Source organism: Streptomyces sp. SN-593, assembly GCF_016756395.1.
Classification (GTDB): Bacteria; Actinomycetota; Actinomycetes; order Streptomycetales; family Streptomycetaceae; genus Actinacidiphila; species Actinacidiphila reveromycinica.
Genome location: NZ_AP018365.1, coordinates 5,399,585 through 5,425,142, shown reverse-complemented (window position 1 = coordinate 5,425,142; position 25,558 = coordinate 5,399,585). Strand labels below are relative to the sequence as shown.

Here is a 25,558-nt window from a genome sequence, read left to right as displayed (position 1 = left end):
TGCCCTGGCTCACTCTCCTTCGGTGGGGCGCAGATGGACGACGTCCCCCGCCCCGACCGGCTGCTCGCCCTGCGGCCCGGCGATCACCAGCCGCCCGTCGCCGTCGACCGCCACCGCCGTGCCGGACAGGTCGCGGCCACCTGGCAGCTCGGCCCGCACCTGCCGGCCGAGGGTGGCGCAGCCGGCCGCGTAGGTCTGCTGGAGCCGGGACGCGGCCGGGTCGCCGCCCTCCGCCCGCCAGGCGTCGTACCAGTCGCCGAGCGAGCGCAGCACCGCCCGCAGCAGCGGGTCGCGGTCGGTGCCGGCGGCGCCGGCGAGCGCGAGCGAGGTGGCGGTCGGGACGGGCAGTTCCTCGGCGCGCAGCGACACGTTGAGCCCGATGCCGATGACCACGGCGGTCTCCCCGACCCGCTCGGCGAGGATGCCGCCGGCCTTGCGCTCCTCGCCCTCGACGGTGAGCAGCAGGTCGTTGGGCCATTTGAGTGCCGTGTCCACCCCGGCGGCGCGGGACAGCGCGGTGGCGGTGGCCACTCCGGCGAGCAGCGGCAGCCACCCCCACCGGTGCACGGGCACCGGCGGGCGGACGCCGTCGGGGGTCGCGGCTGCCTCTCCCGGGCGCAGCAGCACCGAGAAGAACAGCCCGGAGCGGGCCGGGGCGCTCCACCGCCGGTCCAGCCGGCCGCGTCCCGTGGTCTGCTCCTCGGCGACGAGCACCGCGCCCTCCGGCGCGCCGCTCGCGGCCCGGGCGGACAGGTCGCTGTTGGTGGAGCCGGTGGCCTGCACCACGTCGAGCGAGGTCCACACCGCTTCCGGCACGACCACCGCCCTGCGCAGGGCCACGGCGTTGAGCGGGGGCCGTTCCAGGTCGGACCAGCGGCTGGAGGTCATGCCCCCACCCTATGAGCCCCGCCCGCCGGCGGACGCCGCGCCCGCCCGGCCCGGGCGCGATGTGGTGAACGCCGCACTGCTCGTTCGTCTGCGTCACCACTACGCTACGCAACAGCGTTACTCGCCAGTCACGTACGCGCGGACGGTACGCGTACGACCCGCCGAGAGCAGGGGAGCCGCCTCCATGGCCGAGCCGCAGTACGACATCCACACGACGGCGGGCAAGCTCGCCGACCTGCGCCACCGGATCGAGGAGGCGACGCACGCGGGCTCGCGCAGGGCGGTGGAGAAACAGCACGCCAAGGGCAAGCTGACCGCCCGGGAGCGGATCGAACTGCTGCTGGACGAGGGTTCCTTCACCGAGCTGGACGAGCTGGCCCGGCACCGTTCCACCAACTTCGGGCTGGAGGCGAACCGGCCCTACGGCGACGGGGTGGTCACCGGCTACGGCACCGTCGAGGGCCGCCCGGTGGCGGTCTTCTCGCAGGACTTCACGGTCTTCGGCGGGGCGCTGGGCGAGGTGTTCGGCGAGAAGATCGTCAAGGTGATGGACTTCGCGCTGAAGACCGGCTGCCCGGTGATCGGGATCAACGACTCCGGCGGCGCGCGCATCCAGGAGGGCGTCACGTCCCTGGGCATGTACGGCGAGATCTTCCGCCGCAACACCCACGCCTCCGGGGTGATCCCGCAGATCAGCCTGATCGTCGGCCCGTGCGCCGGGGGCGCGGTCTACTCCCCCGCGATCACCGACTTCGTGGTGATGGTCGACCAGACCTCGCACATGTTCATCACCGGGCCGGACGTCATCAAGACGGTGACCGGCGAGGACGTCGGAATGGAGGAGCTGGGCGGCGCGCGCACCCACAACACCACCTCCGGCAACGCGCACCACCTGTCGGGCGACGAGAAGGACGCGTTCGAGTACGTCAAGGCGCTGCTGTCCTACCTGCCGAGCAACAACCTGGAGGAGCCGCCCGCCTTCCCCGCCGAGGCGGACCTGGAGCCCACCGACGAGGACCGCGAGCTGGACACGCTGATCCCCGACTCGGCCAACCAGCCGTACGACATGCACAAGGTCGTCGAACACGTGCTGGACGACGGCGAGTTCCTGGAGACCCAGGCCCTCTTCGCGCCGAACATCCTGACCGGTCTGGGCCGGATCGAGGGCCGGCCGGTGGGCGTGGTCGCCAACCAGCCGCTCCAGTTCGCCGGCTGCCTGGACATCAACGCCTCGGAGAAGGCCGCGCGCTTCGTGCGGACCTGCGACAGCTTCAACATCCCGGTGGTCACCTTCGTCGACGTCCCCGGCTTCCTGCCCGGCACCAGCCAGGAGTGGGACGGCATCATCCGCCGCGGCGCCAAGCTGATCTACGCCTACGCCGAGGCGACCGTCCCGCTCATCACCATCATCACCCGCAAGGCGTACGGCGGCGCGTACGACGTGATGGGCTCCAAGCACCTGGGCGCGGACCTCAACCTCGCCTGGCCGACGGCCCAAATCGCCGTGATGGGCGCGCAGGGCGCGGTCAACATCCTGCACCGCCGCACCCTGGCCGAGGCGGCCACCCCCGAGGAGGCCGACGAGCTGCGCCAGCGGCTGGTCACCGACTACGAGGACACGCTGCTGAATCCTTACGTCGCGGCCGAGCGCGGCTACGTCGACGCGGTCGTCGAGCCGTCCAGGACCCGCGCCCACCTCGTCAAGGCGCTGCGGACGCTGCGCAACAAGCGCGAGAGCCTGCCGCCGAAGAAGCACGGCAACATCCCGCTGTGACGCCGGCCGGGCCGCTCCGGCGGCCGGTGACCGGCGCCGTCCGCACGCTCGCAGGGAGGACCGCAGAGATGATGATCAAGGTGGAGCGGGGGCGGCCGACCCCGGAGGAGCTGGCGGCGGTGGTCGCGCTGGTCCAGGCGCGGGCGGCGGCGGCCGACCCGGACGGCGGCGGCCGACCGTCCGCCAGGAGTGCCTGGTCCGACCCGGCGCGCAGGGTGCCGGGCGTCGCGTCCCGCCCGGGGCCGGCGGCGTGGCGCACCTCGGGGTGGCCGGCCTGACGGGGTGCCGGCCTGACGGGGTGTGCGGCCGGGCGGGGTGTCCGGACGGGCGGAGTGTGCGGCCGGGCGGGCGGCACCGCGCAGTGAGTACCCGTACTCAGGCGCGGGTCCGCGCGGCGGTCCACCCTTGACCGCATGCTCTGGTCCGACGATCAGCCCCGCGGGCGCGACGAGGAGCTGCGCCGCGCCCAGGTGATGGTGCGCCGGGCGATGCTGGTCCTCGCGGTCGCGGCGGTCGTGGGCATGGCGGTGGCCGCCTGGCACCTGTGAGCGGGCGGGCGCCGCGAGGCCGGCCGCCCGGCCGGCTCGTGAACGAAGGTGTGCGGGCCCCGGGCCCGGCCGCGGGGTTCTCTACGATGGCCCGGTGACCTCGACACCCCGCCGCGCCCTCGTCCTCGCCTCCGCCTCGCCCGCCCGCCTCGGGCTGCTGCGACAGGCGGGCCTCGACCCCCGGGTGGTGGTCTCCGGCGTCGACGAGGAGGCGATCACCGCGCCCTCCCCCGCCGAGCTGGCCCGCGTGCTGGCCGAGGCGAAGGCGACCGCGGTCGCGGAGGGCGGGCTGCTGGCGGGCGGTGAACTCGTGGTCGGCTGCGACTCGGTGCTCGAACTCGACGGCCGCGCGCTGGGCAAGCCGAAGGACGCGGCCGAGGCCACGCGGCGGTGGCAGGAGATGCGCGGCCGCAGCGGGGTGCTCCGCACGGGGCACTGCGTCATCGACACGGCCGACGGCCGCCGGGTCTCCCGGACCGCCTCCACCACGGTGCACTTCGGCACCCCGGACGACGACGAGGTCGCGGCCTACGTCGCCGGCGGAGAACCCCTCCACGTCGCCGGGGCCTTCACCCTCGACGGCCGCTCGGCCCCCTTCGTCGAGGGCATCGAGGGCGACCCGGGCAACGTCATCGGCCTGTCCCTCCCCCTCCTGCGCACCCTCCTGGCCGAACTGGGCACCCGGATCACCGACCTGTGGACCTGACCGCTCAGGTCGCCGGGGCGGCGTCCGCCGGTTCGGACGGTTCGTCAGGCGCGTACATGAGCAGGGTGCCGACCAGCAGGGCCAGGATCACCATCATCACCGCGAAGGCGTACCACCCGACCAGACCGACCACGGCGGCGCCGACCACGCCGTGCACGACGGCGCAGACGATGAGCACGATGCGGCCCACCCGTCCGGCCATCCGGTCGCGGAGCGCGATGCGGGCCACCAGCACCGCGCAGCACAGCAGGAAGAGCGCGAACACCCCGCCGGCCACCCAGGACCCGACGGCCATCGCGTGGGTCGGCAGCCCGCCGAGCGACATCTCCTGGCGCTTGACCGCCACCCCGAGGATCCAGTTGACGGCCGCGATGGTGAGCGCGTCGAGCACGAGCACCACCGCGGTGGCCACGGCTATACCTCTGCGCACATCGTCCCCTTTGTCGTGCCGGTCGTGTTCGGCCCGGTTGGTCCCCGCGGCGCGCGGCTGCGGCGCGGCCCGACCCGCCGGAGTCCACAAGGGAGTTACCCCAGGTACCCCGGGCTCGCAGGCTACTGGCGGGTATGCGCGGCGGCAAGGGCCGGGACCCAACCACTCGTCCGGGAACGCCGGGTGGCAAACTTTCCGCACTCTCTTCGTAGGAACCCGACAAAGGATCGGCCTTTCGCAGGTAGACCGACATGCGAGACGCGATCCACACACGGGAGTGCGGGACATTGCGCCAATGTGCGCCGTACCTTGGAACGAGCAGGCTTTCACGGGTTCTCAGGGCCCCTGGATCACCCTCTGTGTGGGCAACCTCACGTGTAGGGGTGCCTCGGTTTCAAGTGTGGCCATTGCCTAAACTCTGCTTGTTCCAAGGAGGGAGCCATCGTGCGCAAGGTGCTCATCGCCAACCGCGGTGAAATCGCTGTCCGTGTCGCTCGTGCGTGCCGGGATGCCGGCATCGGCAGTGTCGCGGTGTACGCGGAGCCGGACCGGGACGCGGTCCACGTCCGGGTGGCCGACGAGGCGTACGCGTTGGGTGGTGACACCCCGGCGACCAGCTATCTCGACATCGGGAAGGTGCTGGCGGCGGCAGCCGAGTCGGGGGCCGACGCGGTCCATCCCGGTTACGGGTTCCTGTCGGAGAACGCCGAGTTCGCGCAGGCCGTGCTGGACGCGGGGCTGACCTGGATCGGCCCGCCGCCGCACGCGATCCGGGACCTGGGTGACAAGGTGGCGGCCCGTCACATCGCCCAGCGCGCGGGCGCCCCGCTGGTCGCGGGGACGTCCGACCCGGTCTCCGGCGCGGAGGAGGTCGTGGCCTTCGCCAAGGAGCACGGCCTGCCCATCGCGATCAAGGCCGCGTTCGGCGGGGGCGGTCGCGGCCTGAAGGTCGCGCGCACCCTGGAGGAGGTCCCGGAGCTGTACGACTCCGCGGTCCGCGAGGCGGTGGCCGCGTTCGGCCGCGGCGAGTGCTTCGTGGAGCGGTACCTGGACCGGCCCCGGCACGTAGAGACGCAGTGCCTGGCCGACACGCACGGGAACGTCGTGGTGGTCTCCACCCGCGACTGCTCCCTCCAGCGCCGCCACCAGAAGCTGGTGGAGGAGGCCCCGGCGCCGTGGCTGTCCGAGGAGCAGAACGCGCAGCTCTACAGCGCCTCGAAGGCGATCCTGCGGGAGGCCGGCTACGTCGGCGCGGGCACCTGCGAGTTCCTGGTCGGCCAGGACGGCACGATCTCCTTCCTGGAGGTCAACACCCGCCTGCAGGTCGAGCACCCGGTCACCGAGGAGGTCTCCGGGATCGACCTGGTCCGGGAGATGTTCCGCATCGCCGACGGGGAGGCGCTGGGCTACGACGACCCGCCGCTGCGCGGGCACTCGTTCGAGTTCCGGATCAACGGCGAGGACCCGGGCCGCAACTTCCTGCCCGCGCCGGGCACGGTGACGGTGTTCACGCCGCCGTCGGGCCCCGGGGTGCGGCTGGACGCGGGCGTGGAGTCCGGGAGCGTGATCGGCCCCGCGTGGGACTCGCTGCTGGCGAAGCTGGTGGTCTCCGGCGCGACGCGTGAGCAGGCGCTGCAACGGGCCGCCCGCGCGCTGGGCGAGTTCACCGTCGAGGGCATGGCGACCGCGATCCCGTTCCACCGCGCGGTGGTGGTCGACCCGGCGTTCGCGCCGGTGGACGGGAACCCGTTCCGCGTGCACACCCGGTGGATCGAGACGGAGTTCGTGAACACGATCCCGCCGTTCGCCGGCCCGGCCGTGGACGAGGAGGAGAACGGCGGCCGCGAGACCGTCGTGGTCGAGGTGGGCGGCAAGCGCCTGGAGGTCTCCCTGCCCGCGCACCTGGGGATGACGCTGGCCCGCACCGGGCTGGCCGCGGGCGCCAAGCCCAAGCGCCGGGCCGCGGCGAAGGCGACCGCGGCGGCCTCCGGCGACACCCTGGCCTCGCCCATGCAGGGCACCATCGTGAAGATCGCCGCCGAGGAGGGCCAGAAGGTCGCCGAGGGCGACCTGATCGTGGTCCTGGAGGCGATGAAGATGGAGCAGCCGCTCAACGCGCACCGCTCCGGCACCATCGTCGGCCTGAAGGCGGAGGTCGGCTCCTCGGTCTCCTCCGGCGCCGTCATCTGCGAGATCAAGGACTGACGCGGGGCGTACCGCACACCGCGCACCGGGCGCGACAGCGGGCGGCGGCCGACCTCTGGTCGGCCGCCGCCCGCTTTCCCCCTTCCGGGGGCGCACGACCGCCGGGCGCTCAGCGCAGCGCGGGCCTCGGGGGCGCCTTGAGCAGCAGCACCATCACCAGCGCGGCGGAGACGAAGACCGCCGCCAGGGTGAAGGCCGCGGTGGCGCCGCTGATGAACGCGTCGCCGTGCGCGTGCCGGGAGACGGTGCCGAAGACGGTGACCAGGACGGACAGGCCGAGGCTGCCGCCGACCTGCTGCATCGTCTGGAGCAGGCCCGACGCGGAGCCGGCCTCCTGGGGCCGTACGCCGGACAGGATGAAGGTGTTGAGCGGCATCATCGTCCAGCCGACCCCGAAGCCGACCAGCATCAGCGGGCCGAGCAGTCCGGCCGCGTAGCCGTCGGACGGGCTGAGCTGGGTGATCCAGACCGTGCCCGCCAGGTTGAGCGGCAGCCCGATGGCCACCACCGTCTTCGCGCCGAACCGGCCGAGCATGCGCGGCGCGAGCCGCGCGGCGACGAAGAGCAGCCCGGCCAGCGGCAGGAACGCGAAGCCGGTCCGCAACGGGCTGAAGTGCAGGTACGTCTGGAGGTACTGGGTGCTGAAGTAGAAGACGCCGAACATCGCGGCCGGCACCAGCAGCATCACGCTGTAGGCGATGGCGCGGTTGCGGTCGGCGAACAGCCGCAGCACCACCAGCGGCCGCTCGACCCGCGTCTCGTTGAGGAGGAACGCGCCGAGCAGCGCCACCGCGATGACGAACGAGGTGAGTGCCCGGCCGTCGGTCCACCGGCTCTCGCCGACCCGGATGAAGCCGTAGACCAGGGTGGCCATCCCGAGCGTGCCGGTGAGCGCGCCCGCGATGTCGAAGCGGCCGCCCCGGTGGCGCTCGGTCTCCTTGATGAAGCGCGGCGCCAGCAGCAGGATCGCCGCGCCCACCGGCACGTTGACGAAGAACACCCAGCGCCAGGAGCCCAGGTCGGTGAGGATGCCGCCGGCGGTCAGGCCGATCGCGGAGCCCGCCCCGGAGACCGCGGAGAAGACGCTCAGCGCGCGGTTGCGCTCGGCGCCCTCGGCGAAGGAGGTGGCGATCAGGGCCAGGGTGCTGGGGGCGGCCAGCGCGGCGGCCGCGCCCTGTAGTCCGCGGGCGATCAGCAGGGTGGTGGCGTCGTTCGCCAGGCCGCCCGCGATCGAGGCGACCGTGAAGGCGGCGACGCCCCAGACCATCGCGCCGCGCCGGCCTATCAGGTCGCCTATCCGGCTGCCGAGCAGCAGCAGGCCGCCGAAGGCGAGGGTGTAGACGTTGAGCACCCAGGACATGCCGGTCGCCGAGAACCCCAGGTGGGAGCCGATGCCGGGGAGCGCGACGTTCACCACGGTGGCGTCGAGCAGGATCATCAGCTGGGTGCCGACGATGGCGCCCAGGACGAGGTAGGGATGGCCGCTCGGGCCCTTCGCGGTGGCGGCGGTCGAGCGGTCCGGGACGGCGGCGCCGGCGCCGTGTGCGGGGGTCGTGTGGTGCGCGGGGTCGGGGTCACGCGTGGTGGGCGTGGGCATGATGAGTAAGCCTCCAGCGGGGAGAGTCAAACGGAGGTCTCCTCCGGAAACTATACGGAGGCTTCCTCCGGAATTACCATCACCTACGGGGGGTCATTCCGGAGCGGAGGCGTGATCAGGATGCGGGCGGACGCGCAGCGCAACTACGACCGGTTGCTCGAAGAGGCCCGGCAGGCGTTCATCGTGCACGGCACCGATGTCGCGCTGGAGGACATCGCCCGGCACGCCGGGGTCGGCATCGGCACCCTGTACCGGCACTTTCCCAACCGCTACAGCCTGATGAACGGGGTCTTCCACCGCGAGATCGACGCGCTCGCCGCGCGCGCGGAGGAGCTGACGACCGCGGCCGACCCGACCGAGGCCCTCACCTCGTGGCTGTACGCGATCGCGGCGCACTCCACGCTCTACCGCGGCATGGCCGCCGCCATCGGCGAGGCGTCGGACGCGCAGATGCCCGCCTGCAAGGTGCTGCTGCGCGAGGCGGGCGGGAAGCTGCTGGCGCGCGCCCAGCGGGAGGGGGCCGTGCGCGAGGACATCCGGATCGGCGACCTGCTCAAGCTGACCTACGCGGTGGTGCAGGCGGCGGAGAAGGACCCCGCGGAGAAGGGGGTGTTCCGGCGGCTCATGACCCTGATGATGGAGGGCATCCGGGTACGGACCCCGGCACCCGGCACACGCGCGGCGCCCCGGGACGAGCGCCCCGCGACGGCCACGGCCGCCTCCGCGGCGCGCGGCGCCCACGCCTGAGCGCGCGTCGGCGCCGCCGGAAGCCGCCCGGGGCTCCGCCCCGCCCACCCGCCCACGGGACCGCCCCCGGGCCGGCCGGGGCGGCCCGCGGTGGCCCGCGGTGGCCGCGTGCCGTCGATCCCACCGCCGTAGGTCCGGCGACGCCGTACGGCTCGGGGTACGACGCCCACCGCGGTCACGTGCCGTCGGGGCGGGGAGGGTCAGCGGCGGCGTACGTCGGCGAGCCGCGCGGCCGGGCTGTCCGCGGCGCCCCCCAACGGCTGGGTGCCGCGCAGCGGATGGTGCCGCCGCGGCCCCGGCAGACCGCGCCCGGAGGGGAGCCCGTCCGCGGTGGTGGCCACCGCGCCGGTGCCCGCGCCGGGCAGGGCGGCCACGGCGACCTGCACACCCCGGTCGGCCAGCGCCTGCAACTCCGTGCCGGCCCGCTCGTCGTCCTGCTCGGGCTCGTCCGTGACGAGATGGGTGATCTGGTCGGTCGGCACGGTCTGGAACATCGTGTCCGTGCCGAGCTTGGTGTGGTCGGCGAGCACCACGACCTCCGCGGCGGCCTGCACCAGCGCCCGGTCCACGCTCGCGGAGAGCATGTTGGACGTGGACAGCCCGCGCTCGGCGGTCAGTCCCGCGCCGGACAGAAACGCCCGGGACACCCGCAGTCCCTGCAGCGACTGCTCGGCGCCGCTGCCGACCAGCCCGTAGTTCGAGCCGCGCAGGGTGCCCCCGGTCATCACCACCTCGACACGGTTGGCGTGCGCCAGCGCCTGGGCCACCAGCAGGGAGTTGGTGACCACGGTCAGCCCGGGCACCCGGGCCAGCCGTCTGGCCAGTTCCTGCGTGGTGGTGCCCGCACCGACCACGATCGCCTCGCCCTCTCCGACGAGACCGGCCGCGAGATCGGCGATGGCCGTCTTCTCCGCGGTCGCTAGATGGGATTTCTGCGGGAAGCCGGACTCCCTGGTGAAGCCACCCGGCAGCACCGCACCGCCGTGCCGGCGGTCCAAAAGTCCTTCCGCCTCCAGCGCCCGTACGTCCCTGCGCACGGTCACTTCGGACGTCTGGACGACCCGGGCGAGCTCCCGGAGCGACACCGCTCCGTTGGCCCGCACCATTTCCAGAATCAACTGACGACGTTCTGCAGCGAACACGGAACCGACAGTAATGCCAACGACCGGACGGTTTCAGCGTTTTGCGCCCGTTGATGAAAGTCGTGCACAAAACAGACCGTCAAGTGCTATAGCTCGACCGTGCGTTCCCTTCCCGGCCGTCGCCGGGACCCCAACCCGCCCTGCGCGCACCCGGGTTCCGGGACCGGTCAGCCGCCGGAGCCGGTCTTGCGGGTGTGGAGCTGGCGTGCGACCTCGGCGACCGAACCGGACAGCGACGGGTAGACGGTGAACGCGTTGGCGATCTGCTCCACGGTGAGGCTGTTGTCGACGGCGATCGAGATGGGGTGGATCAGCTCGCTCGCCTTGGGGGCGACCACCACACCGCCGACCACGATCCCGGTGCCCGGGCGGCAGAAGAGCTTGACGAAGCCGTCCCGCACGCCCTGCATCTTCGCCCGCGGGTTGCGCAGCAGCGGCAGCTTGACCGCGTTCGCCTCGATCCGCTCGGCGTCCACGTCGGCCTGGGTGTAGCCGACGGTGGCGATCTCCGGGTCGGTGAAGACGTTGGAGGAGACCGTCTTGAGGTTCAGCGGCGCCACCGCGTCGCCGAGGAAGTGGTACATCGCGATCCGGCCCTGCATCGCGGCGACCGAGGCGAGCGCGAAGATGCCGGTCACGTCGCCGGCCGCGTAGACGCCGGGGGCGCTGGTGCGGGAGACCTTGTCGGTCCTGATGTGCCCGGACTCCGTCAGTTTGACGCCGGCCTCCTCCAGGCCCATCCCGGCGGTGTTGGGGATCGCGCCGACCGCCATCAGGCAGTGCGTGCCGGTGATCACCCGGCCGTCGGCGAGCGCGACCTCGACCCGGTCGCCCACCCGCTTCACCGACTGCGCGCGGGAGCGGGCCATCACGTTCATGCCGCGGCGGCGGAAGACGTCCTCCAGGACGGCGGCGGCGTCCGGGTCCTCGCCCGGCAGCACCCGGTCGCGGGAGGAGACGAGCGTGACGCGCGCGCCGAGCGCCTGGTACGCGCCCGCGAACTCCGCGCCGGTGACGCCGGAGCCGACCACGACGAGTTCCTCGGGCAGCTCGTCGAGGTTGTAGACCTGGGTCCAGTTCAGGATGCGCTCGCCGTCGGGCAGCGCGTCCGGGAGCTCGCGCGGGCGGGCGCCGGTCGCGACCAGCACCGCGTCCGCGGTCAGCCGCTCGGAACTGCCGTCGGCGGCCTCGACCACGACGCAGCGGGTGCCCTCGGCCGTCGGGCAGCCCTCCAGCCGGCCCCGGCCGCGCATCACCCGGGCGCCGGCCCGGGTCACGGCCGCGGCGATGTCGTGCGACTGGGCGAGCGCGAGCCGCTTGACCCGGCGGTTCACCTTGCCGAGGTCCACCCCCACCACCCTGGCGGAACGTTCCAGCGGCGGCGTGTCGTCGCCGACGATGATGCCCAGCTCCTCGTAGGAGGAGTCGAAGGTCGTCATCACCTCGGCGGTGGCGATGAGGGTCTTGGACGGCACGCAGTCGGTCAGCACCGACGCGCCGCCCAGGCCGTCGGTGTCCACGACGGTCACCTCCGCGCCGAGCTGCGCCGCTACGAGCGCGGCTTCGTAGCCGCCGGGTCCGCCACCAATGATCACGATCCGAGTCACGTACTCCATTGTCCCGCACGTGCCAAGCGCCCGCCGCCAGGGTCCCGCCGACCCGGCGACGGGGCCCGGCGGGGGTCCGTCCGAGGTCGGCGGGGGGTCCGGGGGGGCCAGGGCGACCCGCCCCCACCGGCGTCCGCTCCTTACGCCGCGCGAACCCCGCTCCCGTACTCTCATGACCATGTCGCTCTACGCCGCCTACGGAAGCAATCTCGACGCGCGGCTGATGACGCGCCGCGCCCCGCACTCCCCGCTGCGCGGCACCGGGTGGCTGGACGGGTGGCGACTGACCTTCGGCGGCGAGCAGATGGGCTGGGAGGGCGCGCTGGCCACGGTCGTGGAGGCGCCGGGCGAGCAGGTCTTCGTCGGCCTGTACGACATCGCCGAGGTGGACGAGGAGTCCATGGACCGGTGGGAGGGCGTACCGCTGGGCATCTACCGGCGGACGACCCTGCGCGTGCACACCCTCGACGGTGACGCGGCGGCGTGGCTGTACGTCCTCAACGACTACGAGGGCGGCCTGCCCTCCGCCCGCTACCTCGGCGAACTCGCCGACGCCGCCGAGTCGGCCGGGGCGCCGTACGACTACGTGATGGAGCTGCGCAAGCGGCCCTGCTGAGGCGGGCCGGGCGGCCCCCGCGGCCGCCGCCCGGCCCCGCTCCCCCACCCGGGTGGGCGAGCGCCGCCCGCCTCGTCCTCCGTCGGAAGATCCGATTTCCGACCAGCATGTCTCCGCGGCGTCTACGCGCGTAGGGAAACACGGGTTACGCTCATCCGCGTGAACGCTTCCGCAGAACCCGATCCCTACGCCGCGGCCGACGCCGCCGCCGCCCGCCTCCGCGAGCTGACCGGCGCCGACACGCACGACGTGGCCCTCGTCATGGGCTCGGGCTGGGTGCCCGCCGCCGACGAACTCGGCACCCCCGACCACGAGGCGGCCATCACCGACCTGCCCGGTTTCCCCGAACCCGCGGTCGCCGGGCACGCGGGACTGGTCCGGTCGGTACGGATCGGCAAGGTGCGCGCCCTCGTCTACCTCGGCCGCACCCATCTCTACGAGGGGCGCGGCGTCGACAGCGTCGTGCACGGCGTGCGCACCGCGGTCGCGGCCGGCTGCAAGACGATCGTGCTCACCAACGGCTGCGGGGGGCTGCGCCCCGGGTTCCGGCCCGGCCAGCCCGTCCTGATCAGCGACCACATCAACCTGACGGCGACCTCACCGCTCCTGGGACCGCGCTTCGTCGACCTCACCGACCTCTACTCGCCGCGGCTGCGCACCCTGTGCCGGGAGGTGGACCCCACCTTGGAGGAGGGCGTCTACGTCCAGTTGCCCGGCCCGCACTACGAGACCCCCGCGGAGATCGGCATGGTCCGCGCCATAGGGGGCGACCTCGTCGGGATGTCCACCGCCCTGGAGGCGATCGCCGCGCGCGAGGCGGGCGCCGAGGTGCTCGGCATCTCCCTCGTCACGAACCTCGCGGCCGGGATGACCGGGGCGCCCCTCAACCACGAGGAGGTCCTGGAGGCCGGCCGCGTCTCCGCCACCCGCATGGGCGCCCTCCTCCAGCAGGTGCTCGGCCGCCTCTGAGCCCTCCCCCCGCCCGCCCCGTCGCCCTCGATCGCCGGGCGGGCCGGTGAGCCCCGGACCACAGGGACGGGGCACGCCCGGCGATCGAGGGCAGGCCAACGGACGAAGGAGAACCGAACGTGCGGTTCGAGCCCACGCAGTGGATCGCCGAGGACCCCGACCCCGAGACGCGGGCCGAACTCGAAGCCCTCGTACGGGCCGCGGAGGAAGGCGACGAGGACGCCCGGGCGGACCTCGCCGACCGGTTCCGGGGCACCCTGGAGTTCGGCACCGCCGGCCTGCGCGGCGCGATGGGCGGCGGACCGATGCGGATGAACCGCGCCGTGGTGATGCGCGCCGCGGCCGGCCTGGCCGCGTACCTGAAGGACGCGTTCCCGGAGCACCCGCGCGGCGGCCTGGTCGTGATCGGCTACGACGCCCGGCACCGGTCGGAGCGCTTCGCCCGCGACACCGCCGCCGTGCTGACCGGCGCGGGCCTGCCCGCGGCGGTGCTGCCGCGCCCGCTGCCCACCCCGGTGCTGGCGTTCGCGATCCGCCACCTCGGCGCGGCCGCCGGGGTGATGGTCACCGCGAGCCACAACCCGCCCCAGGACAACGGCTACAAGGTCTACCTCGGCGACGGCTCGCAGATCGTGCCACCCGCCGACGCGCGGATCGCCGATCACATCGCGGCGGTCGGCCCGCTGAAGACGGTGCCGACCCCCGAGGACGGCTGGACCGTGCTGGGTGAGGACGTCGTCACCGCCTACCTCGACCGCGCGGCGGACGTCGTCGCGCCCGGCGGCCCGCGCGACGTGTCCACCGTCTACACGCCGCTGCACGGGGTGGGCCTGGAGACGCTCCTCGCCGCGTTCGGGCGGGCCGGCTTCCCCGCGCCCGCCGTGGTGCCGCTCCAGGCCGCACCCGACCCGGACTTCCCCACCGTGGCGTTCCCGAACCCGGAGGAGCCCGGCGCGATGGACCTGGCCTTCGAGGCCGCCCGCGCGCACCGCCCCGACCTGGTGATCGCCAACGACCCCGACGCGGACCGCTGCGCGGCGGCCGTACCCGACGCGGCCGCGCCCGGCGGCTGGCGGATGCTGCGCGGCGACGAGTTGGGCGCGCTGCTCGCCGTCCACCTGGTGCGGCGCGGCGCGGCCGTCCCCGGCCGGGACACCTTCGCGGCGAGCATCGTCTCCTCCTCCCTGCTGTCGAAGATCGCCGCGGCCGCCGGCCTCGGCTACGCCGACACGCTCACCGGCTTCAAGTGGATCTCCCGCGTGCCGGGCCTGCGCTACGGCTACGAGGAGGCGCTCGGCTACTGCGTCGACCCGGCGGGGGTACGCGACAAGGACGGGATCACCGCCGCGCTGCTGGTCGCCGAGCTGGCGGCGGACCTGGCGCGGGAGTCGCGCACGCTCGGCGACCTGCTGGACGAGCTCGCCCTCGCGCACGGGCTGCACGCCACCGACCAGCTCTCCGCGCGGGTCGCGGACCTGTCGCTGATCGGCGCGGCCATGGAACGCCTGCGGGCGCACCCCCCGACCGGCCTCGCCGGCCTCACCGTCGCCCGCGTGGACGACCTCGCCGCGGGGGCGCAGGGACTGCCGCCCACCGACGGCCTGCGCTACCACCTGGCCGGCCCCGGGGTGAACGGCGCCCGGGTCGTGGTCCGGCCCAGCGGGACCGAGCCCAAGCTCAAGTGCTACCTGGAGGTGGTGGTGCCCGCGGCCGGGCCCGAGGCCCTGCCCGCCGCCCGCACTGCCGCGGCCGCGCTGCTCACCGCCCTCAAACGCGACCTCGCGGCCGCGGCCGGCATCTGAGAGCCGCCCCGCGGACCCCGGCCGGTCGGGTTCTCGACGCCCGCCGCGATGCGTCACGGGACGGGCAACCGACCTCGTCCCGACTCGTCCGTGAAGGGTTCACCGACGCCGACAGGTACGGTGCCGGGCGCCGCAAGCCCGGCACGATCCGCCGGACAGGCCCTGGCTAGAGGCTGCCCCGCGGACCCCGGCCGGTCGGGTTCTCGACGCCCGCCGCGATGCGTCACGGGACGGCCAACCGACCTCGTCCCGAGCCGTCCGTGAAGGGCTCACCGACGCCGACAGGTACGATGCCGGGCGCCACGAGCCCGGCACGATCCGGCGGACAGCCCCGGGCCGCCGTTCCACCCCGTGGACGGCCGTCCCCGGGCGCTCCCGGCCGCGGGGGGAACCCCGGCCGGTGGCCGGGCGGCGTCAGAAGCCGGTCGCGGCGTCCGCCGGGCAGGCCCGACCCGCGGCTCCGCCGCCGGGGCCGCACCGGGCGGGTCCGGACGACAACCGGAGGGCCGGGGGTCAGCCGGTCGCGGCCAGGACGATGAGGACGACGGCGCCGGCGGCCGAGGGCGCGATGACCTCGTAGCACCAGCGGATCACCGGGTTCGGGCGGTCGGCGGCCTCCGCCTCCAGCCGGTGGCGGTCGGCCAGCTCGCGCAGTTCGTTCACCGCGCGGTCGGACGGCGCCCGGACGGTGCCGTCGGCATCGGCCTGCCCGGGCCGGCGGCGCGGCACGGCGGCGAACGGGTCGCGGCGGCCGCCGCCGGACTGGGCCCGCTCGGTCTGCCGCGCCGCGCTCTTGCGGGCGCGCACCGACACCGGGATGGCCCAGAGCTGGAACTTGCGGCCCCCCGCCAGCATCTCCGTCGAGTACGCGGCGCGGATGCTCTCGACGCCGGACCACGGCACCGTGATCGTGCGGAACGGGTTGCGCACCCGGATGCGGTCGTCGTTCGCGTAGACCACCGGGCGCAGGGTGAAGGCGATGATCAGCGGGACCGCGCAGAGCATGGCGGCCAGCGCCAGCCAGGGGGTGTGGCCGGTGCCGCGTGCGACCGCGTCGCCGCCGAGCCAGCCGGCGAGGACGAGGAGCAGCACACCGCCGACGACCCCCGCGATGGAGCGGTAGGCGCGGTCGGCGTACTTCGGCTGCCCGTTCCCGGCGGGGGCCGTTCCCGGGCGGTCGTTCCTGGAGCTCGTCATAACCCCCGATTCTGCCTCACGGCGTGCCGGACCCCCCGGGTCGCCCCGTCCGCGATTCCACGGGACCTTGCGGAGGGAGGGTGGCCCTGTCCCCCCGGGTCGCCCCGTCCGCGATTCCACGGGACCTTGCGGTCCGCGGTGGCTGGTCGCGCAGTTCCCCGCGCCCCTGGACGTGCTCGGCCCTCTCCGCGGAAGGAGCTGGCGCTCCGAAGGGGCGCGGGGAACTGCGCGACCAGCCCACCACCACCCGAAGATCCCTGAACAGCCCCCGCCCCTCCCCCCGGAGGGACACCACGCCCACCCACGAAGGTTCCGCCCCCCGGAGGTCCGCCCAGGCCGCCCGCAGGGACTGGCGGGGGTTGACGCGCGTAGATATGGTGATGTGGTGACCATGTCCTCCGAAGTTCTCCCACCCCCTCCGGCCGTACCCGTACCCGACGTCACCTCCTCCGCCCAGGCCCTGCGCAGCTACCTGCACGGCCTGCCCGGCGTGGACGCCGTCGGCCTGGAGGCGCGGGCGGCAGCCCTGGGTACCCGGTCGGTCAAGACGACCGCGAAGGCGTACGCGATCGACCTGGCGATCGCCATGATCGACCTGACCACCCTGGAAGGCGCGGACACCGCCGGAAAGGTCCGCGCCCTGTGCGCGAAGGGGGTCCGCCCCGACCCCACCGACCGCACCGCCCCCCGGGTCGCCGCCATCTGCGTGTACGGCGACATGGTCGCCACCGCGAAGGAGGCGCTGGCCGCCGCCGGCGGCCCCGAGGTGCACGTCGCCGCGGTGGCCACCGCCTTCCCCTCCGGCCGCGCCGCGCGTGCCGTGAAGCTCGCCGACACCGCGGAGGCGGTCGCCGCGGGCGCGGACGAGATCGACATGGTGATCGACCGCGGCGCGTTCCTGTCCGGCCGCTACCTGGACGTCTTCGAGGAGATCCAGGCGGTGAAGGCGGCGTGCGGGCGCCCCGACGGCAGCCGCGCCCACCTGAAGGTGATCTTCGAGAACGGCGAGCTGTCCACGTACGACAACATCCGCCGCTGCTCATGGCTGGCGATGCTCGCGGGCGCGGACTTCATCAAGACCTCGACCGGCAAGGTCGGGGTGAACGCGACCCCGGCGAACACCCTGGTGATGCTGGAGGCGGTGCGCGACTTCCGCCGGGCGACCGGCGTCCAGGTCGGGGTGAAGCCGGCCGGCGGCATCCGTACCGCGAAGGACGCGGTGAAGTACCTGGTGATGGTGAACGAGACGCTGGGCGACGACTGGCTGTCGCCGCAGTGGTTCCGGTTCGGCGCCTCCAGCCTCCTCAACGACCTGCTGATGCAGCGGCAGAAGCTCAGCACCGGCCGGTACTCCGGTCCCGACTACGTCACGGTGGACTGATCCCTCATGGCACACCAGAAGTTCGCGTACGCGCCCGCGCCGGAGTCCCGGGCGGTCGTGGAACTCGCGCCCTCGTACGGGCTGTTCATCGACGGCGAGTTCGCCGAGGCCGCCGACGGCCGGGTCTTCAAGTCCGTCTCCCCCTCCAGCGAGGAGGTGCTCGCCGAGGTCGCGCGGGCCGGCGAGGCGGACGTCGACCGCGCGGTGCGGGCGGCACGCAAGGCGTTCACGAAGTGGTCGGCGCTGCCGGGCGCCGAGCGCGGCAAGTACCTGTTCCGGATCGCCCGCGTCCTCCAGGAGCGCGCGCGGGAACTGGCGGTGCTGGAGTCGCTGGACAACGGCAAGCCGATCCGGGAGACCCGGGACGTGGACCTGCCGCTGGTCGCGGCGCACTTCTTCTACTACGCGGGCTGGGCGGACAAGCTGGAGTACGCCGGCTGCGGCCCAAACCCGCGGCCGCTGGGCGTGGCCGGGCAGGTCATCCCGTGGAACTTCCCGCTGCTGATGCTGGCGTGGAAGGTCGCGCCGGCGCTGGCCGCGGGCAACACCGTGGTGCTCAAGCCGGCCGAGACCACCCCGCTGAGCGCGCTGTTCTTCGCGGACGTGTGCCGCCAGGCCGGCCTGCCGCGCGGGGTCGTCAACATCCTCACCGGCTACGGCGACGCGGGCGCCGCGCTGGTCGCGCACGAGGGCGTGGACAAGGTCGCGTTCACCGGGTCGACCGAGGTCGGCAAGGCCATCGCCCGCACGGTCGCGGGCAGCCGCAAGAAGGTGACGCTGGAGCTGGGCGGCAAGGCGGCGAACATCGTCTTCGACGACGCCCCGGTCGACCAGGCCGTCGAGGGCATCGTGAACGGCATCTTCTTCAACCAGGGCCATGTGTGCTGCGCGGGGTCGCGGCTGCTGGTCCAGGAGTCGGTGCAGGAGGAGGTGCTGGACGCGCTGAAGCGGCGGATGGCCACCCTGCGGGTCGGCGACCCGCTGGACAAGAACACCGACATCGGCGCGATCAACTCCGCCGAGCAACTGGCCCGGATCACCGCGCTCGCCGAGGCCGGCGAGGCGGAGGGCGCCGAGCGGTGGGCCCCGCCGTGCGAACTGCCGCGTTCCGGCTACTGGTTCGCGCCGACCCTGTTCACCGGGGTGACGCAGGCGCACCGGATCGCCCGGGAGGAGATCTTCGGCCCGGTGCTGTCGGTGCTGACCTTCCGCACCCCGGCCGAGGCGGTGGAGAAGGCGAACAACACCCCGTACGGGCTGTCCGCGGGGATCTGGACGGAGAAGGGCTCGCGCATCCTGGCGGTGGCGAGCAGGCTGCGGGCCGGGGTGGTGTGGGCGAACACGTTCAACAAGTTCGACCCGACCTCGCCGTTCGGCGGGTACAAGGAGTCCGGCTACGGCCGGGAGGGCGGCCGGCACGGCCTGGCGGCGTACCTCGCCGAGCCGGGCGAAGCGGCCGGCGGCCGTGGCGAGGGAGAAGGGGAGCTCGACCGATGACGGTGTCCGAGCGTTCTGAGGGCGCGGCGCGGCTGAGCGTCCTCAAGACCTACAAGCTGTACGTCGGGGGCAAGTTCCCCCGCTCCGAGAGCGGCCGGGTGTACGAGGTGACGGAGTCGGAGTCCAGGAGCGGCCGCGGCGGCAGGACCGGGAAGGCCGGGAAGGGCGGCCGCGGTGGCGCGGGGGACGCCGGCGGGGCGTGGCTGGCGAACGCGCCGCTCGCCTCCCGCAAGGACGCGCGGGACGCGGTGGTGGCCGCGCGCAAGGCGTTCGCGGGCTGGTCGGGCGCGACCGCGTACAACCGCGGACAGGTGCTGTACCGCGTCGCCGAGATGCTGGAGGGGCGGCGGGACCAGTACGTCCGCGAGGTCGGCGAGGCGGAGGGGCTGTCCCGGGCGAAGGCGGCCGCGGCGGTGGACGCGGCGGTGGACCGCTGGGTCTGGTACGCCGGCTGGACGGACAAGATCGCGCAGGTGGCGGGGGGCGCCAACCCGGTCGCCGGGCCGTACTTCAACCTGTCGACGCCCGAGCCGACCGGGGTGGTGGCCGTGCTCGCGCCGCAGGAGTCGTCGCTGCTGGGGCTGGTCTCGGTGCTCGCGCCGGTGATCGCCACCGGGAACACCGCGGTGGTGGTGGCCGCCGAGCGCGCGCCGCTGCCCGCGCTCTCCTTCGGCGAGGTGCTGGCGAGCTCGGACGTCCCGGCGGGGGTCGTCAACATCCTCTCCGGCCGCACCGCCGAGATCGCGGCGCCGCTGGCGGCGCACCAGGACGTCAACGCGATCGACCTCACCGGCGCGTCGCCCGAACTGGCCGCCGAGCTGGAGGCCGCCGCGGCCGACAACCTCAAGCGGGTCCGCCGCCCCGCGCCCGCCGAGAGCTGGACGGCGACCCCCGGCACCTCCCGTCTGACCGCCTGGCTGGAGACCAAGACGGTCTGGCATCCCATGGGCGTCTGACCCCGCCGTCGCGCTGGTCGGTCGTCTTGGGGTGGCCGGTGCCGCGCGGCGAGGGCCGCCCTCCCCGTCGAGGAGCGGCCGGACGCGGTGGACGCGCTGGTCGCGGTGATCGCCGCCCGCCGCGGGCGCTCCCGTACGTCAGTGCGGGAGCACGCCCGTCAGGGGGCCGATCAGGGGGAGGGTGCCCAGGGAGCCGCCGTCGGTGAGGGGGGCGGTGGCGTCCGTGGTGGAGATGGGGCGGAAGTCGGCGATCTGGGAGCCGACCCCGTTGGTGAGCGGGTCGACCGTGGTGTTGTTGAGCGGGTCGAGCTTCAGGTCGCGGACCGGGGCGATGCCGGCGCCGAGGGCACCGGTCACGGACTGGGTGGGCAGCATCGAGGTGATCCCCGAGGTGGGCAGCGCGTCGGTCGCGCCCTGGATGTCGGGCAGCCCGGCCGGGGCGTCCGCGGCGACGGCGGCGGCCGCGGGGAGGGCGACCGCGGCCGCGGCGGCGGTCAGCGTGAGGGCGAGGGCGGTGCGCAGCGAGGGCATGGAACGGCTCCTGTCGACAGAACGTGTGCGTCGCAGCGTAACGCAATGACCGCGGACGGTAGTTGTCATACCGCGGGGCGTCCCCCGGACGGTGTTACGGGAGAATGGTCGTCCGTGAGTCCACCTTCCCGCTCCCGTGTGATCCTGCTCGCCGGGCCGTCCGGCTCGGGCAAGTCCTCGCTCGCCGCCCGCACCGGGCTGCCGGTGCTCGCGCTCGACGACTTCTACAAGGAGGACGGCGACCCGACGCTCCCGCTGCTGCCCGGGGGCGACGCGGTCGACTGGGACGCCCCCGCCTCCTGGCACGCGGACGCCGCGGTCGCCGCGATCGCCGCGCTGTGCGCGCACGGCAGCGCGCGGACCCCGCGCTACGACATCTCGGCCAGCGCGATCAGCGGGTGGAGCCGGCTCGACCTCGCCGGGGCGCCCCACTTCGTCGCCGAGGGCATCTTCGCCGCCGAGATCGTCGCGCGCTGCCGTGACCTCGGGCTGCTCGCCGACGCGATCTGCCTGCGCGGCAGCCCCGCGACGACCGCGCGCCGCCGCTTCGTGCGCGACCTGCGCGAGGGCCGCAAGTCCGTACGGTTCCTGCTGCGGCGCGGCTGGGCGCTCTTCCGCGCGGAGCGCGCGATCGTGACCCGGCAGGTCGGCTTCGGCTGCGCGCCGTGCGACCAGCGCGAGGCGCTCTCCCGGCTCGCCGCCCTCGGCGCCGCCGAGCCGGCTCCCGCCGCGGGTCCCGCCGGCGTCCCGGCCGTCTCCCCGGCCGGCGGCCGGTGACCGGCTGAGCGCACGGCACCCCGGCCCCGCACCACCGCCGCCGCACGCGCGAGGGCCGGACGGCACCCCTCCGCGCCGCCCGGCCCCGCTCCCCCGGTTTCCCCCGTGTCCCCCCGGTCTCCCCCGATTCCCCCCGTGTCCCCCGTCCTACGCGACGAGCTCGCCGAAGGCGTCTTCCTCGTCGCGCCCGAAGCTCAGCGCCTCGTCCTCGCGCATCCGGCGCAGCGAGCGCCAGATGCTGCTCTTCACGGTGCCGACGCTGATGTTGAGTATGTCGGCGATCTCCGGGTCGGTCCGGCCCTCGTAGTAGCGCAGCACGAGCATCGTGCGCTGCTGCTCGGGCAGGCGGGCCAGCGCCTGCCACAGCACCGCCCGCAGTTCGGTGCCGCCCATCTCGTCGGTGTCGCCGACCGTCTCGGGCAGCTCCTCCGTCGGGTACTCGTTGAGCTTGCGCCGCCGCCACGCGCTGATGTGCAGGTTGGTCATGGTCCGCCGCAGGTACCCGCCGACGGCCGCCTTGTCGCTGATCCGGTCCCAGGCGCGGTAGGTGGAGAACAGCGCGCTCTGGAGCAGGTCCTCGGCCGCGAAGCGGTCGCCGGTGAGGTGGTAGGCGGTGGCGTAGAGCGAGGCCCTGCGCTCCTGGACGTACGCGGTGAACGCGGCCTCCGCCTCGGCGGAGTGCTCCGGGGAGCGCTCCTTGGCGGCCTGCTCGGGCACCCGCTCCGCGGCGGTCCCGGCGGTCCCAGCGGTCGCCGCCGGGTCGACCGGGGCGATGTGCGCGGGGCGCGGGCGGGTCGGCTGGTGGCCGGCCGCACGTCCGGTGCCGCGACCGTACCCCCGTCCGCTCGCGGCACCGGACATCTCCGTGGGCCGGAACCCGGGGCGTGCGTGCGCGGCGTGAACTGCGGTGGTGGTGGTGCTGTGCAGTGCGTTCATCATCGCGCCCCCGTCAAGTGGAACCTGCCGCGTGGTCTTCGGCGTCGAAGCCTTTGCGGTGTCGCGTTCTTCGATGGGCACAAGACTGCCGGGCCAGTTTCATCGGGCTGTCCGGCGAGTGTCACAGAGCCGTCACAGTGCCTTTCGGGGTGCGAGGGCCCGCCGACGCCGTCCGGTGCGGCCACCCGTGCGCCTTCTCCCCGTCACCGGGGTCCGACGGCGGGGCCGGCCGGGGAGGAAAGACGGCGAGACCCCTTCCCGCCGACCTGGCCGGGTAGGCAACAATGGCGCCCGTGCCTTTCCTGTTGCTGATCGAGGATGACGACGCCATCCGTACGGGTCTCGAGCTCGGCCTGTCCCGGCAGGGTCACCGCGTGGTGGCCGCCGCGACGGGCGAGGACGGGCTGCGGCTGCTCAAGGAGCAGCGCCCCGACCTGATCGTGCTGGACGTGATGCTCCCGGGGATCGACGGCTTCGAGGTGTGCCGCCGCATCCGGCGCACCGACCAGCTTCCGATCATCCTGCTGACCGCCCGCAGCGACGACATCGACGTGGTGGTGGGTCTGGAGTCCGGCGCCGACGACTACGTGATCAAGCCGGTGCAGCCGCGCGTGCTGGACGCGCGCATCCGCGCGGTACTGCGGCGCGGCGAGCGCGACAGCACCGACTCCGCGGCCTTCGGCTCGATCGTGATCGACCGCAGCGCGATGACCGTCACGAAGGACGGCCAGGACCTCCAGCTCACGCCGACCGAGCTGCGGCTGCTGCTGGAGCTGAGCCGGCGGCCCGGCCAGGCGCTGTCCCGGCAGCAGTTGCTCCGGCTGGTGTGGGAGCACGACTACCTGGGCGACTCGCGGCTGGTGGACGCCTGCGTGCAGCGGCTACGCGCGAAGATCGAGGACGTGCCGTCGTCACCCACCCTGATCCGTACCGTCCGCGGCGTCGGCTACCGCCTGGACACGCCTCAGTGAGGCGTGCCGAGGGCGGCCACTTCTGGCTGCTGCGCTGGACCAGCCTGCGGCTGCGGCTGATCGGGGTGTTCGCACTCGTCGCGCTCACCGCCGCGGTGTCGGTGTCGGGGATCGCGTACTGGCTCAACCGCGACGCGGTGCTGACGCGGGCGCAGAACAGCGCGCTCGACGACTTCCGCGACTCGTTGCAGCGCAACGCCGCCTCGCTGCCGGTGCAGCCGACCTGCCAGTCGCTGGGCACGGCGGCGGACCGCATCGGCGGACCGGACACGTACCAGGTCATCCTGATCGACGCCACGGACGACGGGACGTGCGCGCAGCGGTCGGAGAACAGCACGTTCTCCATGGACGACGTGCCGGCCTCCCTGGTGCGGGCGGTGAACACCCGGCACACGAAGGACGACGACCGCTACCACCTGCACTGGGAGCGGATATCCCTGGAGGGCCACCCGTACCTGGTGGCGGGCGCGCGGATCAACGACGACGGCCCGACCGGCTACATGCTCAAGTCGCTGGACGCCGAGCGCAAGGACCTCAACTCGCTGGCCTGGTCGCTGGGCATCGCCACGCTGCTGGCCCTGATCGGCGCGGCGCTGCTGGCCCAGGCGGCCGGCTCCGCGGTGCTGCGCCCGGTGCGCAGGCTCGGCGAGGCCGCGAAGCGGCTCGGCGAAGGGCAGTTGGACACGCGGCTGAAGGTGTCCGGCACCGACGAACTCGCCGAGATGTCGCGGACCTTCAACAACGCGGCCGAGCAACTGGAAGGCCGGGTGGAGGAGTTGCGCGCCCGTGAGGCGGCCAGCCGCCGCTTCGTGGCCGACATGTCGCACGAGCTGCGCACCCCGCTCACCGCGATCACCGCGGTCACGGACGTGCTGGAGGACGAGGCGGACGCGCTGGACCCGATGATCGCCCCGGCGGTCCGCCTGGTGGTCAGCGAGACCCGGCGACTGAACGAACTGGTGGAGACGTTGATGGAGGTCACCCGGTTCGACGCCGGGACCGCGAAGCTCAGGGTGGACGAGGTCGACGTCGCCGACATGATCATGGCGTGCATGGACGCGCGGGCCTGGCTGGACTCGGTCGAGCTGGACGCGCCGCGCGGGCTGCTGGCGACGATCGACCCGCGCCGCCTCGACGTGATCATGGCGAACCTGATCGGCAACGCGCTCAAGCACGGCGGCTCGCCGGTGCGGGTGAGCCTGCGCCGGGAGGGCGGGGCGGACGGCGAGATCGTGATCGTGGTCTCCGACCGCGGCCCGGGCATCCCCGAGGACGTGCTGCCGCACGTCTTCGACCGCTTCTACAAGGCCGACGCCTCCCGGGCCCGCTCCGAGGGCAGCGGCCTGGGCCTGTCCATCGCCATGGAGAACGCGCACATCCACGGCGGTGACATCACCGCCGCCAACAGCCCCGACGGCGGCGCGGTGTTCACCCTGCGGATGCCGGTACGGCCGCGCGCGGACGAGGGCGAGGACGGCGAGGACAGCGGTTCCGGCGCCGCCCCCGGCTCCGGCGACGGCGGCACGGCCGGCGGGAAGGGCACCGGCGGCGCCGGCGGCGCCGGCGGGCCTGCGGGGGGCGCGCGATGACCCCGGGAAGCGCGCCGGCGAACCCCGCCCGGCCCAGCGGGCCGCAGGCGCCCGGCACCGGCGGCGGGCGGAGCCGCGCCCGACGCGCCGCACGCGGCTCCACGTCCGCCCTGGCGGCCTGCTGCGCGGCGCTGGCGGCCCTCCTGGCCGGATGCGGCATCCGCAGCACCACGGTGCCGGTGGACGACGGGCCCGCGCCGTCCCGGGTGGCCTGCGCGCCGCCCGGCACCCCCTCCTCGACGGACCAGGACTCGATGGTCGACAGGATCTACCTGGTCTGCAACACCCAGGTCACCCCGGTCCGGCGGGCCGTCGACGTGCGCGACGGCCGGATCGACCGGATCGGCGAGGTGCGGACGCTGCTCGCCCAGCTCCAGATCAGCCCGCGCACCGCGGAGACGAAGGCCGGCTTCTCCACGGCCGTGCCCGGCACCCTGCAGATCGTCGCGGCCGGCCCGGGCGGCCCCGAGGACGCCCTGCTGCTCAACGACCGCCCGCAGGACCTGCCGTCGTTCGCGCTCGCGCAGCTCGTCTGCACGCTGACCGCCGACTCGCTGGTCTCGCCCGACCACTCGGTGGTCCTCGGCGGCCCCGAACCGGACGGCAAGCTGCGCGCGTACACCTGCACGTCGGACCTGCGCACCCGCTCCGACTCCGCGGACTCCGCCGGCACGCCCGTCGGCTGACTCTCC

The 25,558-nt window shown here is 74.0% G+C and carries 24 protein-coding genes; 16 read left to right on the top strand and 8 right to left on the bottom strand.

Features of this window, described 5'->3' with window-relative positions; translation table 11 throughout:
* Positions 1 to 9: 9 nt before the first annotated feature.
* On the bottom strand, positions 10 to 888 hold the full coding sequence (locus RVR_RS23090; RefSeq protein WP_202235712.1) for a biotin--[acetyl-CoA-carboxylase] ligase: 879 nt from the start codon (positions 886 to 888) through the stop codon (positions 10 to 12).
* A gap of 184 nt (positions 889 to 1,072) precedes the next feature.
* Here RVR_RS23090 and RVR_RS23085 point away from each other — a divergent pair, with 184 nt between their 5' ends.
* From RVR_RS23085 to RVR_RS23075, 4 genes are all read left to right on the top strand, one after another.
* Positions 1,073 to 2,662: an acyl-CoA carboxylase subunit beta gene (locus tag RVR_RS23085; protein ID WP_202235710.1), complete on the top strand. Its 1,590-nt coding sequence runs from the start codon at positions 1,073 to 1,075 to the stop codon at positions 2,660 to 2,662.
* 68 nt (positions 2,663 to 2,730) lie between these two features.
* On the top strand, positions 2,731 to 2,940 hold the full coding sequence (locus RVR_RS23080) for an acyl-CoA carboxylase epsilon subunit (RefSeq protein ID WP_430393164.1): 210 nt from the start codon (positions 2,731 to 2,733) through the stop codon (positions 2,938 to 2,940).
* A gap of 135 nt (positions 2,941 to 3,075) precedes the next feature.
* Complete coding sequence (mmpB, locus tag RVR_RS38660; RefSeq protein WP_272933099.1) at positions 3,076 to 3,210, top strand: morphogenic membrane protein MmpB; 135 nt, start codon at positions 3,076 to 3,078, stop codon at positions 3,208 to 3,210.
* A 94-nt stretch (positions 3,211 to 3,304) separates the two neighbouring features.
* Positions 3,305 to 3,916, top strand: a complete 612-nt coding sequence (locus tag RVR_RS23075) for a nucleoside triphosphate pyrophosphatase (RefSeq protein WP_202235708.1) — start codon at positions 3,305 to 3,307, stop codon at positions 3,914 to 3,916.
* Positions 3,917 to 3,920: 4 nt separating this feature from the next.
* On the opposite strand, the gene RVR_RS23070 is transcribed toward RVR_RS23075, so the two are convergent.
* Positions 3,921 to 4,346, bottom strand: a complete 426-nt coding sequence (locus tag RVR_RS23070) for a hypothetical protein (protein ID WP_237404906.1) — start codon at positions 4,344 to 4,346, stop codon at positions 3,921 to 3,923.
* A 444-nt stretch (positions 4,347 to 4,790) separates the two neighbouring features.
* Here RVR_RS23070 and RVR_RS23065 point away from each other — a divergent pair, with 444 nt between their 5' ends.
* On the top strand, positions 4,791 to 6,551 hold the full coding sequence (locus tag RVR_RS23065; protein WP_202235706.1) for an acetyl/propionyl/methylcrotonyl-CoA carboxylase subunit alpha: 1,761 nt from the start codon (positions 4,791 to 4,793) through the stop codon (positions 6,549 to 6,551).
* Positions 6,552 to 6,660: 109 nt separating this feature from the next.
* Here the strand turns inward: RVR_RS23065 and RVR_RS23060 are convergent, their stop codons facing one another.
* Positions 6,661 to 8,148, bottom strand: coding sequence for an MFS transporter (locus RVR_RS23060; RefSeq protein ID WP_202235705.1), 1,488 nt, complete (start codon positions 8,146 to 8,148; stop codon positions 6,661 to 6,663).
* Positions 8,149 to 8,268: 120 nt separating this feature from the next.
* Here RVR_RS23060 and RVR_RS23055 point away from each other — a divergent pair, with 120 nt between their 5' ends.
* Complete coding sequence (locus RVR_RS23055) at positions 8,269 to 8,895, top strand: TetR/AcrR family transcriptional regulator (RefSeq protein WP_202238966.1); 627 nt, start codon at positions 8,269 to 8,271, stop codon at positions 8,893 to 8,895.
* A 200-nt stretch (positions 8,896 to 9,095) separates the two neighbouring features.
* Here the strand turns inward: RVR_RS23055 and RVR_RS23050 are convergent, their stop codons facing one another.
* The gene (locus RVR_RS23050) at positions 9,096 to 10,001 is read right to left on the bottom strand and encodes a DeoR/GlpR family DNA-binding transcription regulator (RefSeq protein WP_237405378.1); all 906 of its coding nucleotides are present in this window, start codon (positions 9,999 to 10,001) and stop codon (positions 9,096 to 9,098) included.
* 203 nt (positions 10,002 to 10,204) lie between these two features.
* On the bottom strand, positions 10,205 to 11,653 hold the full coding sequence (locus RVR_RS23045; RefSeq protein WP_202235703.1) for an NAD(P)H-quinone dehydrogenase: 1,449 nt from the start codon (positions 11,651 to 11,653) through the stop codon (positions 10,205 to 10,207).
* A 169-nt stretch (positions 11,654 to 11,822) separates the two neighbouring features.
* Here RVR_RS23045 and RVR_RS23040 point away from each other — a divergent pair, with 169 nt between their 5' ends.
* The 3 genes from RVR_RS23040 (at position 11,823) to RVR_RS23030 (ending at position 15,031) form a co-directional block, all read left to right on the top strand.
* Complete coding sequence (locus tag RVR_RS23040; RefSeq protein ID WP_202235702.1) at positions 11,823 to 12,260, top strand: gamma-glutamylcyclotransferase family protein; 438 nt, start codon at positions 11,823 to 11,825, stop codon at positions 12,258 to 12,260.
* 159 nt (positions 12,261 to 12,419) lie between these two features.
* Positions 12,420 to 13,229 (top strand): purine-nucleoside phosphorylase, encoded by an 810-nt coding sequence (locus RVR_RS23035; protein WP_202235701.1) that lies wholly within the window; start codon positions 12,420 to 12,422, stop codon positions 13,227 to 13,229.
* 119 nt (positions 13,230 to 13,348) lie between these two features.
* A complete protein-coding gene (locus RVR_RS23030) occupies positions 13,349 to 15,031 on the top strand; it encodes a phospho-sugar mutase (protein WP_202235700.1) in 1,683 nt (560 codons plus the stop codon).
* A gap of 513 nt (positions 15,032 to 15,544) precedes the next feature.
* Here RVR_RS23030 and RVR_RS23025 read toward each other — a convergent pair.
* The gene (locus tag RVR_RS23025; protein ID WP_202235699.1) at positions 15,545 to 16,228 is read right to left on the bottom strand and encodes a PH domain-containing protein; all 684 of its coding nucleotides are present in this window, start codon (positions 16,226 to 16,228) and stop codon (positions 15,545 to 15,547) included.
* A gap of 391 nt (positions 16,229 to 16,619) precedes the next feature.
* Between RVR_RS23025 and deoC the strand changes: the two genes are divergently transcribed.
* From deoC to RVR_RS23010, 3 genes are read left to right on the top strand one after another with little or no spacing between them, the layout of a single operon-like run.
* Positions 16,620 to 17,609: a deoxyribose-phosphate aldolase gene (deoC, locus tag RVR_RS23020; protein ID WP_202238964.1), complete on the top strand. Its 990-nt coding sequence runs from the start codon at positions 16,620 to 16,622 to the stop codon at positions 17,607 to 17,609.
* Between the two features lie 6 nt (positions 17,610 to 17,615).
* Positions 17,616 to 19,106: an aldehyde dehydrogenase family protein gene (locus RVR_RS23015; protein WP_202235698.1), complete on the top strand. Its 1,491-nt coding sequence runs from the start codon at positions 17,616 to 17,618 to the stop codon at positions 19,104 to 19,106.
* Entirely contained in the window at positions 19,103 to 20,062 is a 960-nt protein-coding gene (locus tag RVR_RS23010; protein ID WP_202235696.1) for an aldehyde dehydrogenase family protein, read from the top strand. The genes RVR_RS23015 and RVR_RS23010 overlap by 4 nt, the downstream gene beginning before the upstream one ends.
* Before the next feature lie 138 nt (positions 20,063 to 20,200).
* Here the strand turns inward: RVR_RS23010 and RVR_RS23005 are convergent, their stop codons facing one another.
* The gene (locus tag RVR_RS23005) at positions 20,201 to 20,593 is read right to left on the bottom strand and encodes a hypothetical protein (RefSeq protein ID WP_202235694.1); all 393 of its coding nucleotides are present in this window, start codon (positions 20,591 to 20,593) and stop codon (positions 20,201 to 20,203) included.
* A 114-nt stretch (positions 20,594 to 20,707) separates the two neighbouring features.
* Here RVR_RS23005 and RVR_RS23000 point away from each other — a divergent pair, with 114 nt between their 5' ends.
* Positions 20,708 to 21,370, top strand: a complete 663-nt coding sequence (locus RVR_RS23000) for an ATP-binding protein (RefSeq protein ID WP_202235692.1) — start codon at positions 20,708 to 20,710, stop codon at positions 21,368 to 21,370.
* Between the two features lie 147 nt (positions 21,371 to 21,517).
* Here the strand turns inward: RVR_RS23000 and RVR_RS22995 are convergent, their stop codons facing one another.
* Positions 21,518 to 22,306 carry a SigE family RNA polymerase sigma factor gene (locus RVR_RS22995; RefSeq protein ID WP_202238962.1) on the bottom strand — a complete coding sequence of 263 codons (789 nt, stop codon included), beginning with the start codon at positions 22,304 to 22,306 and terminating at the stop codon, positions 21,518 to 21,520.
* Positions 22,307 to 22,599: 293 nt separating this feature from the next.
* Between RVR_RS22995 and RVR_RS22990 the strand changes: the two genes are divergently transcribed.
* The 3 genes from RVR_RS22990 to RVR_RS22980 are packed head-to-tail and all read left to right on the top strand — an operon-like array spanning position 22,600 to position 25,552.
* Complete coding sequence (locus tag RVR_RS22990) at positions 22,600 to 23,277, top strand: response regulator transcription factor (protein WP_202235690.1); 678 nt, start codon at positions 22,600 to 22,602, stop codon at positions 23,275 to 23,277.
* Positions 23,274 to 24,866: a sensor histidine kinase gene (locus tag RVR_RS22985; RefSeq protein ID WP_237404904.1), complete on the top strand. Its 1,593-nt coding sequence runs from the start codon at positions 23,274 to 23,276 to the stop codon at positions 24,864 to 24,866. Before RVR_RS22990 ends, RVR_RS22985 begins: the two co-directional genes overlap by 4 nt.
* Positions 24,863 to 25,552 carry a hypothetical protein gene (locus RVR_RS22980; RefSeq protein ID WP_202235688.1) on the top strand — a complete coding sequence of 230 codons (690 nt, stop codon included), beginning with the start codon at positions 24,863 to 24,865 and terminating at the stop codon, positions 25,550 to 25,552. The genes RVR_RS22985 and RVR_RS22980 overlap by 4 nt, the downstream gene beginning before the upstream one ends.
* Positions 25,553 to 25,558 lie beyond the last annotated feature (6 nt).

Coding starts and splice junctions, on each gene's coding strand:
- RVR_RS22995 (WP_202238962.1), bottom strand. CDS start 22,306: ATGAACGCACTGCACAGCACCACCACCACCGCAGTTCACGCCGCGCAC.
- RVR_RS23050 (WP_237405378.1), bottom strand. CDS start 10,001: ATGGTGCGGGCCAACGGAGCGGTGTCGCTCCGGGAGCTCGCCCGGGTC.
- RVR_RS23080 (WP_430393164.1), top strand. CDS start 2,731: ATGATGATCAAGGTGGAGCGGGGGCGGCCGACCCCGGAGGAGCTGGCG.
- RVR_RS23060 (WP_202235705.1), bottom strand. CDS start 8,148: ATGCCCACGCCCACCACGCGTGACCCCGACCCCGCGCACCACACGACC.
- RVR_RS23010 (WP_202235696.1), top strand. CDS start 19,103: ATGACGGTGTCCGAGCGTTCTGAGGGCGCGGCGCGGCTGAGCGTCCTC.
- RVR_RS23005 (WP_202235694.1), bottom strand. CDS start 20,593: ATGCCCTCGCTGCGCACCGCCCTCGCCCTCACGCTGACCGCCGCCGCG.
- RVR_RS23040 (WP_202235702.1), top strand. CDS start 11,823: ATGTCGCTCTACGCCGCCTACGGAAGCAATCTCGACGCGCGGCTGATG.
- mmpB (WP_272933099.1), top strand. CDS start 3,076: ATGCTCTGGTCCGACGATCAGCCCCGCGGGCGCGACGAGGAGCTGCGC.
- RVR_RS23045 (WP_202235703.1), bottom strand. CDS start 11,653: ATGGAGTACGTGACTCGGATCGTGATCATTGGTGGCGGACCCGGCGGC.
- RVR_RS22980 (WP_202235688.1), top strand. CDS start 24,863: ATGACCCCGGGAAGCGCGCCGGCGAACCCCGCCCGGCCCAGCGGGCCG.
- RVR_RS23015 (WP_202235698.1), top strand. CDS start 17,616: ATGGCACACCAGAAGTTCGCGTACGCGCCCGCGCCGGAGTCCCGGGCG.
- RVR_RS23055 (WP_202238966.1), top strand. CDS start 8,269: ATGCGGGCGGACGCGCAGCGCAACTACGACCGGTTGCTCGAAGAGGCC.
- deoC (WP_202238964.1), top strand. CDS start 16,620: ATGTCCTCCGAAGTTCTCCCACCCCCTCCGGCCGTACCCGTACCCGAC.
- RVR_RS23085 (WP_202235710.1), top strand. CDS start 1,073: ATGGCCGAGCCGCAGTACGACATCCACACGACGGCGGGCAAGCTCGCC.
- RVR_RS23025 (WP_202235699.1), bottom strand. CDS start 16,228: ATGACGAGCTCCAGGAACGACCGCCCGGGAACGGCCCCCGCCGGGAAC.
- RVR_RS23090 (WP_202235712.1), bottom strand. CDS start 888: ATGACCTCCAGCCGCTGGTCCGACCTGGAACGGCCCCCGCTCAACGCC.